Genomic DNA, 15,472 nt, shown 5'->3' with positions numbered 1-15,472 from the left:
GTTTGTCTTTCTGAAAGATCAGGTAGATCAGGGAGTTATGCGACCTCTCAGAACTGTGATCCTGTGGTCAGTCATGGTGCGTAGGTTAAATTGTTTTTTATGATATGGAAGATTCTCTTCAGGGAGTTTTCCCTCCAGTAATAAAGGTCCGATTGTTATGAACGGGACAGCTGAATCTCCACGGTCTGCTGTGGATCCCGCTGCTAGGCGGAGAGTGCTTTTCATCTGCATTCTTGCCTCTTTGGCGGGGCTGATGTGCGGTATGGACATCGGGGTAATTTCCGGTGTGCTGAGGCCGTTTGGTATCGAGTTCCATGCCTCCACCGTGGCGCTGGAGTGGATTGTTGGGGGTATGCTTGTCGGCGCCACGATTGGCGCCCTGACAGGGGGACAGCTGACCCAGCGTCTGGGCCGCAAATACACGCTGACGACCGCTGCGGCTTTCTTCTCCATAGGGGCGGCTGGCTGTGCGGCTTCCCAGTCCATCACCATGATGATCATCTGCCGTGTGCTGGTGGGCATGGGCATGGGCCTTTCCGACTTCTGCACGCCACTTTATCTTTCCGAGGTAGCCCGGACGGAACAGCGTGGTGCCATGGTCTCGCTGTACCAGCTGCTCAAGACGATCGGTATTTTCCTGGCCTTCTTCTCCAACAGCTGGTTCGCCCCCTCCGGTGCATGGCGCTCCATGATGGTGGTAGAGGCCGTGCCGGCTGTCGTGTTTCTGGTGATTTTCCTCTGCCTGCCGCAGAGCCCACGCTGGCTGATGCTCAAGGGCCGTGAGGAAGAGGCTCTGGAGACGATGACAAAGCTGCGTGATGCGCCGTCCCAGGCCCGGCAGGAGCTGAAGGCCATTGGCGAGCAGTTGCAGACCAAGGAAGAGGGCTGGAAGCTGCTGCGGACCAACAGCAACTACCGCCGTTCCCTCGGACTGGGCATGTTGCTGATGGTCATGCAGCAGTTCGCTGGCATCAACATCATCATGTACTACGCCCCGCGTATTCTGGAGACAGCCCATTTCAGCCTTGAGGCCCAGATGTGGTGTACGGCGCTGATCGGCCTTGTGAACGTGCTGATGACATTTGTGGCCGTTGGTTATTCCGACCGCTGGGGCCGCAAGCCGATCCTCTATGCCGGGTATGCCAGCATGGCAGCCAGCATGGCCATTCTTGCCTTCCTGCTGTGGTACGGGACGACGACCCTTGCTCTTCAGCTTCTGGCTCTTGGCATGATCATCATCTTCGTGGGTGGGTTCGCCATGTCCGCCGGGCCGCTCATGTGGGTCATCTGCTCGGAGATCCAGCCTGCCGCAGGGCGCAGCCTTGGCATCTCCATCTCTACCGGGACAAACATGCTGAGCAACCTTCTTATCGGCACGACATTCCTCAGTGTGCTGGAGCTGATTGGCGGCCCCAATACTTTCTGGCTGTTTGCCGGATTCAACGCCATCTGTGTCGTGTTACTTTATCTCTTCGTTCCAGAAACAAAGGATGTTTCGCTGGAAACTATTGAGAAGCGCCTCATGAGTGGTGTAAAATTGCGTGATCTTGGTAGTTGATTGAAGATCAGCCCTGTTCATGCACTGCCGGGCAGGAGGGACAGTCCGTCTCTTCTGCCCGGTTTCGTGTCTGGCTGGTGGGGCTGGTCTGCATCAGGGAGGTTGCGCCCTTTACATGGTAGATGAAGTTGATCCCCGTTCTGTATCCCCAGGGACAGGCGATGATGACGATGCGTCATTTTTCGATCCCACGAAATTCAAGATTCTTGTCATTGGTGGTGTTGCGGCCCTTGCGGGGCTGATGTCTGGTATTGATATCGGCGTGGTTTCCGGTGCGCTGGATCTGTTTTCCCGGGAGTTTCATCCTTCCACACTGGCGCTCTCATGGGTTGTCAGTGCCATGATGGCCGGTGCGGCCCTTGGCTCGGTGAGTGCCAGCAAGCTGGCCCAGAAGGTCGGGCGCAAGCGGGCGTTGATCTGCGGGGCCGCAGTGTTCGTGATTGGGGCACTGGGCTGCTTCCTGAGCTGGTCTGTCGTCTCCATGATCTCCTTCCGGGTTGTGATGGGCTATGCCATCGGGCTGTCCGCCTTTACGGCGCCGCTCTATCTTTCTGAAATTGCCAGTGAAGATACCCGTGGTGCGATGATCTCCACCTACCAGCTTATGCTGACGATCGGCATATTCGTGGCTTTTCTGGCTGATGCCTATTTTTCCTATCGTGGCAGCTGGCGGAGCATGTTTGCTTTTGCAGCCTTCCCGGCAACGCTGTTTCTTATCGGGGTTCTGTTCCTGCCTTACAGTCCGCACTGGCTGGTGATGAAAGGCCGCCACAAGGAGGCGCGGAGAATCCTGCTGGACCTGCGGGATGACCCGCTGGAGGCCGCCAAGGAGATTCAGGCCATCCGCCAGCAGCTGGAAACGAAGCAGGAAGGGTGGGCACTGCTGAAGCGCAACAGCAATTTCCGTCGTTCCGTGCTGCTGGGTATTGGCCTTCAGGCCATGCAGCAGCTGGCGGGCATCAATATCGTCATGTTTTATGCTCCGAAGATTCTTCAGGCTGCCCATTTTGATACACATGCGCAGGTCTGGTGTACGGCCATCATCGGGCTGGTGAACATGCTGGCCACGTTCGTGGCGGTTGGTCTGGTGGACCGCTGGGGCCGCAAGCCCATTCTTTATGTCGGTTTTGCCGTCATGGCGCTGACAATGGGGGCTCTTGCAGCCCTGTTGCATGAGGGTATGGCGGAGCAGGCTTCCCAGATGATCGCCGTGTTCGTGCTGATGGTTTTCTGCGCTGGTCATGCCATGTCGGCGGGGCCGCTCATGTGGGTGCTGTGTGCAGAGATCCAGCCCATTCAGGGGCGCAATTTCGGCATGTCCGCTTCTACTCTGATGAACTGGCTGGCCAATATGGGCGTGAGTGTCAGCTTTCTGCCGCTGATGGAGGCCTTTGGGGCCTCTGGCACGTTCTGGCTTCTGGCCGTTCTGAACTTCATTTTCATTGGTCTGACATATCTGTACGTGCCGGAGACCAAAGGCATGTCTCTGGCCAAGATTGAAGAACGGCTGATGAGTGGTGTGAAGCTGCGCAAACTTGGGCGCTGAGCCATGGCGGTCAGCCTGTCTGGCACGAAGAGAAAAAAGGCTCACCAGTCCTCTGGTGAGCCTTTTTCAATGAAGGGAATGGGCCTGCTCCCCTGTTCTTACAGGATGAAGGGGGCCAGGGCGCCCAGATGGCTGTGCAGTTCCCTGTATTGTGGCGCCTGTAAATGGAGGGCCAGAAGAGGGAGAAGCCATACGGTGGTTTCCCGGTCGATGGCTGTCAGGGTGGAAATGGTGTCCAGCGTGAAGGTTGGAGCGCCCAGAGCCATCTCCAGCAGGTTGAAGGGCGACAGGCTCAACCAGGAGGCCCCTGAGGGTGTGGTCTCCTGAGGAATGGTGATGAAACATTCCCAAAGGCTGACGGCCTGCCTGTCAGGCGCCATTGGTTCCGTGGGAGGAGAGCAGAGAAAACGTTTCTGGCCCCCATGCTGCCTCAGGGCAATGGCTGTCTGTTCGATGACAGGCAGGATGTCGTAGCGGGGCAGGCCGGTGAGGCGGCCATCATGCAGGATGAAGAAGTCCCGTATCCTGTCCTTTTCATCCAGGCCGAACAGAAAGGCGGCTTCGGGATGGATCAGGCTCTGGATCAGGAAAAGCTGGAACTCACCCCCCTGCTGCTCGGCACTGCCAAGGTCCTGGAGCAGATCATTGACGAGACCGGGATGGCGGGCATCCTTCGGATGCAGGGAAAAGACCCGGAAGCCAGCCGGATTCTGCCGGGTTGAGGGGGGAGTCAGGCCGGGGATGGGAGGGTGCTGACGCCGCATCTCTTCCAGCGCGGTCATGGCCCCTGCCGTGATGACCGGCCTGACCCAGCGCAGAACGTCCGACGTCTTTTCACGGGGGACCGTGTCTTCAATGTCGTTCCATTGGGCCAGCTGGTGGTCTGAAAGGGTGAGCTGGAGGTCTTTGCGGTTGAGGACCCGTTTGACGAACTGTTCCAGACTGCGCCGCTGGAAATGCATCAGGCTGGCAACAGCCCAGTCAGGATACCCCACCGTAATGCCGGGTACGGCAGACCAGGCAACAGGCGCACCGGATGAGGTGACATAACGCCCTTCAGCCAGCGCAAAATAATGGACATTGACCCATTTGCCTTTCTTCCAGCAATGAGGGCGGATGAAGCTCTTTACATGCCGGTTGATGGCCTCTCCCGCCGTGCTGTGGCGGCTGAAACTGTGGAAAGGCGGCAGGCTGGGTGTCGTGATGTGGTTGTCATGGCCATAAACCTGCCAGTGCAGGGCTACTGCACCGGCATCGGCAGGCAATGATTCCAGAAATTCCGGCAGGGTTTCGTGGGCGTACAGCCTGACATATTCGTCCGTATCCAGAAAACCCACCCAGTCGTAAGACTGTTCATCCATGGCAATGGCCGACAGGGCATCGAGATAGACCTGTCTCTGGCGCTCTGCATGGTCCTGGCTGGACAGGTCAAGGCTGTGCTCACGGATATGGAAAAGGCGCACATCCCAGTGCAGGCTGGCGGCCGTGACGAGATCCCTCGTGCCATCATCTGAATCATCATCAAACAGGATGAAACTGTCCACACCGAGGAGGGCATGCCAGGCCAGCCAGTACAGTATGTCGTGTGCTTCGTTTTTGACGATGCCGACCAGAGCAGTCTTCATGGTGCTACGTGGCCCCTGCGTTACGGTGATTCAGCGCCGGAGAGAGGCGAGGGTGCGGATGCCGGAGCGGCTCATCTCGTGCAGCAGCTCCTGCTTCAGCCGGGTGAGGACGGCGGGCCCTTCGTAGATGAAGGCCGTGTAGACCTGTACGAGGTCCGCCCCCATTTTCAGACGCTCGAGAATGTCTTTTCCGGTTTCGATGCCGCCGGAAGAAACGAGGCAGAGGCGGCCATTGTTCAGGTCGCTCACGAGCTGGAGCACATGGCGGGCCCGTTCGGCCAGTGGCGCACCGGAGAGGCCTCCGGCCTCCTCACGGTGAGGGTCCGTCAGGCTGGCGGGACGGGCCAGCGTGGTGTTGGTGAGAATGAGACCATCAGCGCCACCGTCCAGTGCCGTCTGGAGGATGGGGCCATAGGCGTCATTTTCAAGATCAGGGGCAAGCTTCACCAGCAAAGGGGGGCGGTCGGGATGGGCGGTCTGTATGGCATCCAGCAGGCGGGCCAGCATGTCGGTAGCCTGAAGGTCCCGCAGGCCGGGGGTGTTGGGGGAGGAGAGGTTGATGGTGATATAATCGGCGTAGGATTTCGTCCGGCCTACCAGGGCGGGGTAGTCCACAAGCGGGTCTGCCCCTGTCTTGTTGATGCCCAGATTGATTCCCAGCGGAACACCGGCGGCTTTTACGGTGCCATTCCCGTCCGGGCGGAAAAGGGGTGTCAGGTTCTGGCAGAACCGGTCAATCCCACAGCTGTTGAAGCCCATGCGGTTGATGATGGCGTGGTCATCGACCAGACGGAACAGGCGGGGCCGGGGATTGCCCGGCTGGGGCCGGGGTGTGACCGTGCCGGTCTCCACAAAGCCGAAGCCGAGTCTGGCCAGCCCCCGCACGGCCCGGGCATTCTTGTCGAACCCTGCTGCAAGGCCGATCGGGTTGGGGAAGGAAAGCCCCAGAGCTTCCGTCCGGAGGGCCGAATGATCGGGTTTGCCGCGACCGGTGAGGCCGTGGGCAATGCTGTGGATGGCAAGCTCATGTGCAGTTTCAGGGTTGAGACGGCGCAGAAGCCACGTGGCTGTTTTTCCGATATCGAGCATTCACTCTTCCCTTACTGACAGTTAAGAACCTTTCAGAACGCATGGTCGTTCTTGTCAAGACAATTTGCGGTATTGATGACTGTTGTGTGGCTTTGCAGAGAGGGAGTTGCGCCATGTCGATGAAACGGGAGCCGGAGCCATGAGCTGGGATGACCTGTACCTGGAAACCTGCTGCCGTTCGGCCCTGCACCGGCTTGTGCTGAGCGGTGAAACGGGCCGCCCGGTCGGCCCCCCGCCGGAAGGGCGGATGCCCGATTTCCGGGCCCCTCTCAAGGACCGGTCCTGCCTGCTGCGGCTGGCTGGCATGGGGCTGGCCCGGCAGAGGGATGACGGACGTTTTGAGGTCACGCCGGCTGGGGAACAGCGTCATGACCGGGAGATTCTTTCCATGAGGCGGGCCCGGCGGCGCAGGCAGGGGTAAGGCAGCCGCCATTTGCGCTTTGAAGGCCGTAACTGTAAAATCCCGCCCCGGTCTGCTCCACGAAAACCTGACAGGTATCCCGTATCCATGCCAATGCCGATTCCTCTGCCGCCCATCACTCTGGGGACGGGCTGCGTGATTGATGACCCCGTCATCCTCGCTCCCATGTCCGGCGTCACGGACCTGCCGTTTCGCAGGCTGACCAGAGAGCTGGGAGCGGGGCTTGTCATTTCGGAGATGATCGCTTCATGGGCGATGGTACGGGAGAATGAGCGGACCCTGAGCATGGCCCGCAGCGCCGGGGCTGGTGGTGTCAATGCCGTACAGTTGGCGGGGTGTGACCCGCAGGCCATGGGAGAGGCAGCAAAGATCGCCGTGGCGGGTGGTGCGGATGTCGTGGACATCAATTTCGGCTGTCCGGTCAAGAAGGTGGCCATCGGCCAGATGGCCGGATCGTCCCTCATGCGGGATGAAGCTCTCGCCGCCCGCCTGCTGGAGGCGACAGTGAAGGCGGTGGATGTCCCCGTGACGCTGAAGATGCGGATGGGGTGGGACCATGAGCATCTCAATGCTCCTGCCCTGGCCCGTATTGCCGAGGATGTCGGCATCCGCATGATCACGGTGCACGGGCGGACCCGCCAGATGTTCTACAATGGCCGGGCGGACTGGAAGTTTGTCCGCAGGGTCAAGGAGGCGGTGAGGCTTCCGGTGATCGTCAATGGTGACATCGTGAGCATGGCCTCGGCCCGTCAGGCCCTGGCGGATTCGGGGGCGGACGGCGTCATGGTGGGGCGGGGCTGCTATGGGCGGCCCTGGTTCCTCGCCCAGCTGACCCAGTCCCTGCGGAGCGGCGTGGACGTGCCAGACCCCGATCTCGCAACGGAGAAAGAGATTGTCCTGAAACATTATCACATGATGATGGACCATTTTGGGGAGCGACCGGGCCTGCGCCTCGCCCGCAAGCATGTCTCCTGGTATTCCGCCGGTCTTCCGGGGTCGGCGGCATTCCGGGCGGAGGTGAACCGGCTGGATTCCGCTCCTGCTGTCATTGCTCTGCTGGAGCGGTTCTATGATGACGCCATCGCGGCTGGCATCGTGCGTGATCGGGAAGGGGCTCTTGCCCGGCATGTGGCGTGATGGGTGAGCCGACGGCCCGGGCAGTCCGTGCGCTGCGCCCGTTGTTCCTGCATGGTGCCAGCTCGCAGGAGCGTCTGGACGTGGCCCAGAGGATTCACGCCCACAGTTCCTGTGCAGGCGGAGTTTTTGTTGTTGCGGGGCTGACGGCTGTTCCCCGTGCCCTGCGGGAGGAGCGGCTGTTTGGTACGGCAGGCAATGGCTGGCTGGAGCAGGCCCGTGGCGGCACGCTTCTTCTGGATGAGCTGGATTGCCTGTGCCCGACACTCCAGAAGCGTTTTGCGGCTGTTCTGGCCCACAGGCCGCCGGCACGGCGGGAGGAGGCCGTGCGTATCGTGGTGGCCAGCCGGCATGACCAGGCGACCCTGTTGCGTCACGGAGGGCTGGAGGATGGCCTGCGGCACTGGCTGGCTTCCCTGCCGATGGAGCAGTGCCTCGGGCCGGAACGTCTGCGGGCCGTGCGGGCTCTTTCCGGTGACCGGAGCGGGGGGCTGGCAGCGATGTTCGAGCCGGTCATGCGCAGTTATGTACGGGCAGGGCTGGAGGCGGGCAGCTGCAACCTGCATGGCAGCGTGGTGGGAGCAGTGGAACGTCCCCTCATCACCATGGCCCTCCAGCATACGGGTGGGAATCAGCTCCGTGCCGCTGCTCTGCTGGGGTTGAACCGCAACACCCTGCGCAAGCGCATCAGGGAACTTCATATCGTTGTCCCCCGGCCCGGAGCGAAGCCGGGGGACCGTTGAGCAGGAAAGATACCGTGATGATCAGACGTCTTGCCAGCAGGATGCGGGCCTCTCTCGGGCGTCTGACCAGCCCTGATGGCGTGGTGGTGCTGACGGTCGTGGCGCTGGTCCTCACGTTCGTGACATTCATCGTCCTTGCGGGTGGTGTTTCACTGGCCCGGGTACCACGGGCGCAGGCCCTGCTTTTCCTGCTGGATTTCATCACGCTCATGCTCATCGGTGCTGCCGGGGTACGGCAGATCGGCCGGATGCTGGCCGCACGGCGCATGGGGCAGGCCGGGGCCCGGCTGCACAGCCAGCTTGTCATGCTGTTTGGCGTGGTGGCCGTGGCGCCTACACTGATGGTCGGTGCCCTTTCGGCCCTGTTCTTCCATTATGGTGTGGAGATCTGGTTTTCAAACCGGGTCAACACGGCCCTGAGCGAGGCCCGTTCCGTAGCGGCAGGATATCTGCGGGAGCATAATGAGAATACGAGGACAGAGGCCTTTGCCCTGGCCAACACGCTTCTGACAGTCCAGAATGACGAGATGTTCGCCCACGGGACGGACCTGTTCCACGACCAGCCACGCCTTCAGGCCCTGCTGGAAGATGAGGTGACGGAACGGGGACTGAATGATGCGATCATTTTCAATCCGATCACCTACAGGATCATCGCTACGGGGGGGCTCATGGCCATCCGGGCGGGGGACCCGGAAAAGGAGCTGCCGCCCCGGTCTGTGGCGGCCATGGCCAGAACAGGAGAAGTCGTGCTTCTGGACCAGCCAGAGGCGCAGCTGGTGCGGGGGGTTGTCTCGCTGGGGGGCAATTCTGGTCTCATGCTGGTCATTACCCGGCCAGTGGACCCGGACATCCTCCACCATATGACACGGACAGACACGCTGGTGCAGGATTATCAGCGGATGCTCAACAATCGTGGCAAGACCCAGCTGACACTCATCGTGATTCTGGCGCTGATGGGTCTGCTGGTGCTGGCGGTGGGAATGCTCAGCGGCCTGTCCCAGGCCAACAGGATCACTCGGCCCCTCAGCCTTCTGATCCGGGCAGCCCGTCGCATTTCCCGGGGGGATCTGACGGCACGGGTCCCTGTGGAAAGCCGTGGCCTTCGTGAGGATGAGCTGGTGGCCCTCTCCCGTGCCTTCAACCTGATGGCCAGCCAGTTGGCCAGCCAGCGTTCTGAGCTGATGCAGGCTTATGACCAGATTGACGAACGGCGGCGTTTCACGGAGACCGTTCTTGCTGGTGTGTCTGCCGGTGTGATCGGGCTGGACCATGACCAGACTGTCGAACTTCCCAATCGGGCTGCCTCCTCCATTCTTCAGCGGGACCTGGAACAGGCCAAGGGGTGCCCTCTGGTCGATCATGTGCCCGAATTCGCCACTCTGCTTCAGGCTGTGAAAGAGCATCCCGAGAAGGAGCATGGGGCTGAAATCCAGATCGATACTGAAAGTGCCCGGGCGCCGGGTGGGCCAGGAGGCGGGGGTGGTGCCGGAGCCGGACGGACCCTGCTCGTCTCTGCCGTGGCGGAGCAGAACGGGCATGAAGGCCGGGGGGGATATGTTGTCACCTTTGATGACATCACCCTCCTTCAGGTAGCCCAGCGCAAGGCCGCCTGGGCCGATGTGGCCCGTCGCATCGCCCATGAAATCAAGAATCCACTGACTCCTATCCAGCTGGCGGCTGAGAGGCTGAGACGGCGTTTTTACAGGGAGATTACCAGCGATCCGGAAATCTACGATCAGCTCATCAGCACGATCGTGCGGCAGGTAGGGGATATCGGGCGCATGGTGGATGAGTTCTCATCCTTTGCCCGTATGCCCCAGCCAGAGATGGCCGAGCATGACCTTGTCCGCCTGTGTCGTGAGGCGCTGTTCCTCCAGCAGAATGCCCATCCGGAGATAGCGTATCGGCTGGATGTCCCGGCTGGTGGGCCGGTCATGGTGCGGTGTGACCATCGCCTGATTGGTCAATCTCTTATCAACCTGCTACAGAATGCAGCAGATGCCATCCTGATGACAGGGCGGCGCCTGGGGGTGGACCAGCCCGTGCTGGGCTGGATTGTCCTCCGCTTGACGCTTGAGGATGAAGCGGCAATCATTGGTGTGGCTGATAACGGCGTGGGGCTGCCCGCTGGGGAGCATCAGCGTCTGACAGAGCCTTACGTGACCCACAAGGAGAAGGGGACCGGGCTGGGGCTGGCCATTGTTCACCGGGCGATGGAGGCCCATAAGGGGCGGCTGCACCTGCGGTCCCTGACAGAGGAAGAGCGCCGGGTGCTTGCCGGTACCGGAGATGTGGGAACGGCTGGCACCCTGGTGGCACTCATCCTCCCGCTGGTGGGCAAGGGGCTTGCAGCAGAGGGCGTGAGCAAAGCATGAAGGTATCCCATGGAGCATGAAATTCTGATCGTTGATGACGAGCCGGATATCCGCCTCCTGCTTGCCGGGATTCTGGAGGATGATGGCTACGTGACCTGTGGAGCTGCGGAGGCTGATGAGGCCATCCGGGTTTTCCGGGAGAATCGGCCCTCGCTGGTGATACTGGACATCTGGCTCCAGAACTCTCGTCTGGACGGCATGGCCCTGCTGCGTCTGTTCCGGGAGGAGCAGCCGGATGTGCCTGTCATCATGATTTCCGGGCACGGAACGATCGAGACGGCCGTCTCCAGCCTGCATCAGGGGGCTTATGATTTTCTGGAGAAGCCCTTCCAGTCGGACCGTCTTCTGGTCATTGTCCGTCGGGCGCTGGAGGCAGCCCGGCTGCGCAAGGAAAATGCCGAGCTGCGCCTGAGAGCCGGAGAGCAGAGCACGCTCATGGGCAACAGTGCGCTCGTCAATGCGCTGCGGGGGCAGATCAGCCGTGTGGCCCCTACCAACTCCCGTGTTCTTATCACCGGCCCTGCCGGTGCGGGCAAGGAGGTGGTGGCTCGGCTCATCCACGCTGAATCCAAAAGGGCGGAGGGCCCTTTCGTGGTGCTGAACTGTGCCGCTTTGGCCCCGGAGCATCTGGAGGAAGAACTTTTCGGGGTTGAGGGAGCCGGTGACAGGCCGGGCCGTCCGGGCCTGCTGGAGCGTGCCCATCGGGGCACCCTGCTGTTGGATGAAGTGGCCGACATGCCGCTGGAGACACAGGGCAAGATCGTGCGGGCGCTTCAGGTCAATACGTTCGAGCGTCTGGGTGGCAATCACAGCGTGAAGGTGGATGTCCGGGTGCTGGCGACCACCAGCCGGGACCTTCAGGCTGAAATTGTCCGGCGCCGTTTCCGGGAGGACCTGTATTATCGGCTGGCCGTCGTGCCCCTTCAGGTTCCGGCTCTTTCGGAGCGACCAGAAGATATTCCGGTCATGGCGCAGCATTTTCTGGAACGTTGTGCCCGGTCTTCCGGCCTGCCGGTCCGGACACTTGCCGTGGATGCTCTGGCCTGTCTCCAGACTTACGAATGGCCGGGGAATGTGCGTGAGCTGCGGAACCTGATGGAACGGATGCTCATTCTGGCCCCCGGTGGGGATGGTGACACCCCGCACATCATACGGGCAGACATGCTGCCAGAGGCAGTCCGGGAGGGGGCTCCTTCCATGACCTGCCTGACAGCTGGTGCTGATGTGATGAGCCTGCCTTTGCGGGAGGCTCGGGACCAGTTCGAGACACAGTATCTGCAGGTCCAGCTGATGCGTTTTGGTGGCAATATCAGCCGGACGGCCAATTTTGTCTGCATGGAGCGGAGCGCACTGCACCGCAAACTCAAGCAGCTTGGTGTAACACAGGAAGATCGGTCTGCTGCCCCGTCCGAACGTGACGGGCAGGGTGGGAAATGATGAAGGAATCCATGTCAGAACAGAGAACAGGCGACGTGCAGGAGCAGTTTCTGGCCCATGTGCAGCAGCGGGAAGAACCGGTGACGGTTTTTCTGGTCAATGGTGTCAAGCTTCAGGGGGTCATCACACGGTTTGATGGTCGCAGTGTGCTGCTCCGCCGGGACGGGCATGTGCAGCTCGTCTACAAACATGCGATCAGCACCATCATGCCCGTGGCGGCTCTTTCGGACCTGCCCTGACTGGTGCCTCTCTTCCGGGGGGTGCTTGTGTCTGGCAGGGCTCCCTCCCATATGAGGCGGGCCTGAAAAAGGCCGATACAGGATTTTAAAGACAGGATGTTCCGGATTTGAGACGTCAGCCCAAGGAAACCGCCCGCAAGCCCACCCTCGCCGCCGTCATTCTCCCTGCGGAGAAGCAGGCCTTCGCTGAAGGCCGAGCCGCAGAAGCCCGGCTGGAGGAGGCGGTGGGGCTCGCGGCCTCCATTGGGTTGGAGATCGTCCATACGGCCATTTATCCGCTGCGGACGAAGCGCCCGGCGACCCTCCTCGGTGCGGGGCAGCTGGAGGAGCTGACAGAGATCGTCAAGGCGGAGTCCGTGGGCGTGGTGGTGGTCGATGCCCGTCTTTCGCCTGCCCAGCAGCGCAACCTGGAAAAAGAGATGGGCTGCAAGGTGGTGGACCGGACCGGCCTGATTCTGGATATTTTCGGAGCCAGAGCTGCGACACGGGAGGGTGTGTTGCAGGTGGAGCTGGCGCATCTGGAATATCAGCGGTCCCGCCTTGTCCGGCTCTGGACGCATCTGGAGCGGCAGCGTGGTGGGTTCGGCTTCCTTGGTGGCCCGGGTGAAACGCAGATCGAGGCGGACAGGCGGATGCTGGATGAACGTCTGGTCAAGCTGCGGAAGGAGCTGGAGCAGGTCCGTCGGACCCGTGGTCTGCACCGTCATGCCCGTCGCAAGGTTCCGTTCCCGGTCGTGGCTCTGGTGGGGTATACCAATGCGGGAAAGTCCACCCTGTTCAACCGGATCACCGGGGCGGGTGTCCACGCACAGGACCAGCTCTTCGCCACGTTGGACCCGACCATGCGGAACCTGACCCTGCCTTCAGGCCGTCGGGTCATCCTGTCCGACACGGTGGGATTCATCAGCGACCTGCCGACCGAGCTGATCGCCGCCTTCCGGGCGACGCTGGAAGAGGTGGCGGAGGCAGACATCATCCTGCATGTGCGTGATGTCGCCCATCCGGACAGTGCCTCCCAGCGGGAGGACGTGCTGTCCGTTCTGGGTGACATGACAGCCGACGGGATGCTGGATGAGGCGTGGCCGGAACGGACGATCGAGGTGCTGAACAAGGCTGATCTTCTGGGCGGTACGGAGGCCGTGCCCCGCCGTGAGGGCAGCGTGGCCGTGTCCGCTCTGACGGGGGAAGGGCTGCCGGACCTCATGGAGGCTCTGGATGCCTTCATGACACGGTCCATGAAGCAGTTTTCGGTGCAGATTCCTGTCACGGATGGTGCCGCACTGGCATGGCTTCATGAGCATGGGGAGGTGATGGAACGGCTGGATGATGAGGAGAGACTGCATCTCCGGGTCCGTCTGTTCCCGGCGGATCAGCAGCGTTTTGTCCGGCAGTTTCCAGCCTTGCCCCTCATGCTGGAACAGGAGGGCTGATCATGAAAAACCCCGGCGAGGTCATCCTGCCGGGGTTTTCCGTATCCGGAGGCCGAGGTCGGGCCTCCTTCAGATGGTGAAAGCCTTTTCGTCGGACTGCTCGGTGAGGATGCCATGCTGGGCATGATCCAGCCCGCAGACGGTCACCTCCTTGCCGTGCTTGCGGAATTTCTCGACAATCTTCTCGAGGGCCTGCACGGCCGTGATGTCCCAGAAGCGCGCGTGGGAGAGGTCCAGCGTCACCCGGTGGGCATGGGTGGTGTAGGTCATGGCCTCGGCCATCAGGTCTGCTGAAGCAAAGAAGATCTGACCCTGTATGTGGTAGGTCAGTATGTCATGTTCTTCCGTGGAGCGGACCTGCACCAGCCGGGCCGTATGCCATGCAAAGAACAAGCCGGAGAGCAGGACGCCCACGAGCACGCCAGCCGCCAGATTGTGGGTCAGCACGACCACGCCGACGGTGACGAGCATCACGAGGCTGGTCAGCTTGGGGTGGTGGAAGAGGTCTTTCAGGCTGCCCCAGGCGAAGGTGCTGACGGATACCATGATCATGATGGCCACGAGGGCGGCGACCGGCACCCGGGCCACCCATGGGTGCAGCACGACCATCAGCAGCAGGAGGAAGGCCCCGGCCGTGAAGGTGGAGAGCCGCCCACGCCCGCCATAGCGCAGGTTGCCGACGGTCTGGCCGATCATGCCGCATCCGGCAATCCCGCCGAACAGGCCGACGAAAATGTTGGAGATTCCCAGCCCGGTACATTCTCTCTGTGGTGTGCCATGCGTGTCCGTCAGGTCATCCACCACACTGGCAGTCATCAGGGATTCCAGCAGTCCGACAGCCGCCACGGCCAGGGCATACGGAAAGGTGATGGTGAGCGTTTCAGCATTCAGGGGAAGCTGTGGCAGGGTGAACTGCGGCAGGCCTGTCGGCAGGGCCCCGAGGTCCGCAATGGTACGGACCGGCATCGGATGGATGATGGTGATGGCCGTCAGTACGATGATGCAGATGAGCGGTGAGGGAATGGCCTTGGAGAGCCGGGGCAGAAGATAGATGATGACCAGCCCGATGATGATGAGCAGATGGGTCTGCCAGCTCACTCCCAGCATCTGCGGGACCTGTGCGGAAAAGATGAGAATGGCCAGGGCGTTGACGAAGCCGGTACGGACCTCGCTGGAGACGAATCGCATCAGGGAGTGGAGGCGCAGCAGCCCGAAGATGACCTGCAGGCCCCCGGCCATCAGGGTGGCCAGCAGCATGTACTGGAGGCCATGGGCATGGACGAGCGGTGCCAGCACCAGGGCAACAGACCCGGCGGCCCCGGAGATCATGCCCGGCCTGCCTCCGAAGATGGCGATGGAGACGGAGATGACGAAGGAAGCGAACAGCGAGACGGCCGGTGACACGCCAGCAATGTAGGAAAAGGCGATGACTTCAGGAATGAGGGCGAACGTGCCCACCATGCCTGCCAATATTTCCCTGACGGGTCTTTGGGTCCATTGCTGGATGTAGGAATCACTGGCCATGAATGCGGCTGGTCCTTCTCTCTGTTGAGGCTGTGGGGCAGATACAAGGTTCTGCCATGGTCACCGTACTGGCGGCCCGGTGCGGCCAATTGTGCGGCAACTATAGGCGGCTGCCGGGAGGCTGTGAAGCATTGTGGCCATGTCGTACCGGATATCGGCCCATGATGGCGGGTTTTTCGGCCCGGAGGGGGTACGTCCTAAAAAAATATGACAAAAATGCTTTTGAGGGCTGGACGGCAGAAGCAGGATTTAATAAATGTCAGGTCGCTGTGTGGCGGATGTAGCTCAGTTGGTAGAGCGCCGGTTTGTGGTACCGGTGGTCGCGGGTTCGAATCCCGTCATTCGCCCCAG

The 15,472-nt window shown here is 61.2% G+C and carries 12 protein-coding genes and 1 tRNA gene; 10 read left to right on the top strand and 3 right to left on the bottom strand.

Features of this window, described 5'->3' with window-relative positions; translation table 11 throughout:
* The first annotated feature begins 157 nt into the window (after positions 1-157).
* Both J8Z04_RS08810 and J8Z04_RS08805 read left to right on the top strand, forming a co-directional pair.
* A complete protein-coding gene (locus tag J8Z04_RS08810; RefSeq protein ID WP_052348889.1) occupies positions 158-1,558 on the top strand; it encodes a sugar porter family MFS transporter in 1,401 nt (466 codons plus the stop codon).
* Between the two features lie 115 nt (positions 1,559-1,673).
* Complete coding sequence (locus tag J8Z04_RS08805; protein WP_192848378.1) at positions 1,674-3,104, top strand: sugar porter family MFS transporter; 1,431 nt, start codon at positions 1,674-1,676, stop codon at positions 3,102-3,104.
* A 98-nt stretch (positions 3,105-3,202) separates the two neighbouring features.
* Here the strand turns inward: J8Z04_RS08805 and J8Z04_RS08800 are convergent, their stop codons facing one another.
* The gene (locus J8Z04_RS08800; protein WP_192848379.1) at positions 3,203-4,729 is read right to left on the bottom strand and encodes a glycosyltransferase family 2 protein; all 1,527 of its coding nucleotides are present in this window, start codon (positions 4,727-4,729) and stop codon (positions 3,203-3,205) included.
* Positions 4,730-4,759: 30 nt separating this feature from the next.
* On the bottom strand, positions 4,760-5,818 hold the full coding sequence (locus tag J8Z04_RS08795) for a quinone-dependent dihydroorotate dehydrogenase (RefSeq protein WP_192848380.1): 1,059 nt from the start codon (positions 5,816-5,818) through the stop codon (positions 4,760-4,762).
* A gap of 139 nt (positions 5,819-5,957) precedes the next feature.
* On the opposite strand from J8Z04_RS08795, the gene J8Z04_RS08790 reads away from it, so the two are divergent.
* From J8Z04_RS08790 to hflX, 7 genes are all read left to right on the top strand, one after another.
* Positions 5,958-6,239: a hypothetical protein gene (locus J8Z04_RS08790; protein ID WP_043558447.1), complete on the top strand. Its 282-nt coding sequence runs from the start codon at positions 5,958-5,960 to the stop codon at positions 6,237-6,239.
* Positions 6,240-6,326: 87 nt separating this feature from the next.
* Positions 6,327-7,376, top strand: coding sequence for a tRNA dihydrouridine synthase DusB (gene dusB, locus J8Z04_RS08785; RefSeq protein WP_192848381.1), 1,050 nt, complete (start codon positions 6,327-6,329; stop codon positions 7,374-7,376).
* Positions 7,376-8,116, top strand: a complete 741-nt coding sequence (locus J8Z04_RS08780) for a helix-turn-helix domain-containing protein (RefSeq protein WP_192848382.1) — start codon at positions 7,376-7,378, stop codon at positions 8,114-8,116. Before dusB ends, J8Z04_RS08780 begins: the two co-directional genes overlap by 1 nt.
* Before the next feature lie 17 nt (positions 8,117-8,133).
* Positions 8,134-10,491: a sensor histidine kinase NtrY-like gene (locus tag J8Z04_RS08775; protein WP_232086377.1), complete on the top strand. Its 2,358-nt coding sequence runs from the start codon at positions 8,134-8,136 to the stop codon at positions 10,489-10,491.
* 9 nt (positions 10,492-10,500) lie between these two features.
* The gene (ntrX, locus tag J8Z04_RS08770; protein ID WP_192848383.1) at positions 10,501-11,928 is read left to right on the top strand and encodes a nitrogen assimilation response regulator NtrX; all 1,428 of its coding nucleotides are present in this window, start codon (positions 10,501-10,503) and stop codon (positions 11,926-11,928) included.
* A gap of 11 nt (positions 11,929-11,939) precedes the next feature.
* Positions 11,940-12,167: an RNA chaperone Hfq gene (gene hfq, locus J8Z04_RS08765; protein ID WP_081563414.1), complete on the top strand. Its 228-nt coding sequence runs from the start codon at positions 11,940-11,942 to the stop codon at positions 12,165-12,167.
* A gap of 107 nt (positions 12,168-12,274) precedes the next feature.
* Entirely contained in the window at positions 12,275-13,597 is a 1,323-nt protein-coding gene (hflX, locus tag J8Z04_RS08760) for a GTPase HflX (RefSeq protein WP_192848384.1), read from the top strand.
* Between the two features lie 69 nt (positions 13,598-13,666).
* Here the strand turns inward: hflX and J8Z04_RS08755 are convergent, their stop codons facing one another.
* Positions 13,667-15,121: a SulP family inorganic anion transporter gene (locus tag J8Z04_RS08755; RefSeq protein WP_043558022.1), complete on the bottom strand. Its 1,455-nt coding sequence runs from the start codon at positions 15,119-15,121 to the stop codon at positions 13,667-13,669.
* 274 nt (positions 15,122-15,395) lie between these two features.
* On the opposite strand from J8Z04_RS08755, the gene J8Z04_RS08750 reads away from it, so the two are divergent.
* Positions 15,396-15,471 (top strand) — tRNA-His (locus J8Z04_RS08750).
* Position 15,472: the final 1 nt, after the last annotated feature.

This window comes from Bombella apis (genome assembly GCF_018221685.1).
GTDB classification, from domain to species: domain Bacteria; phylum Pseudomonadota; class Alphaproteobacteria; order Acetobacterales; family Acetobacteraceae; genus Bombella; species Bombella apis.
The sequence above is the reverse complement of the archived record's forward strand: the minus strand, read 5'-3'. Positions and strand labels throughout refer to the sequence as shown.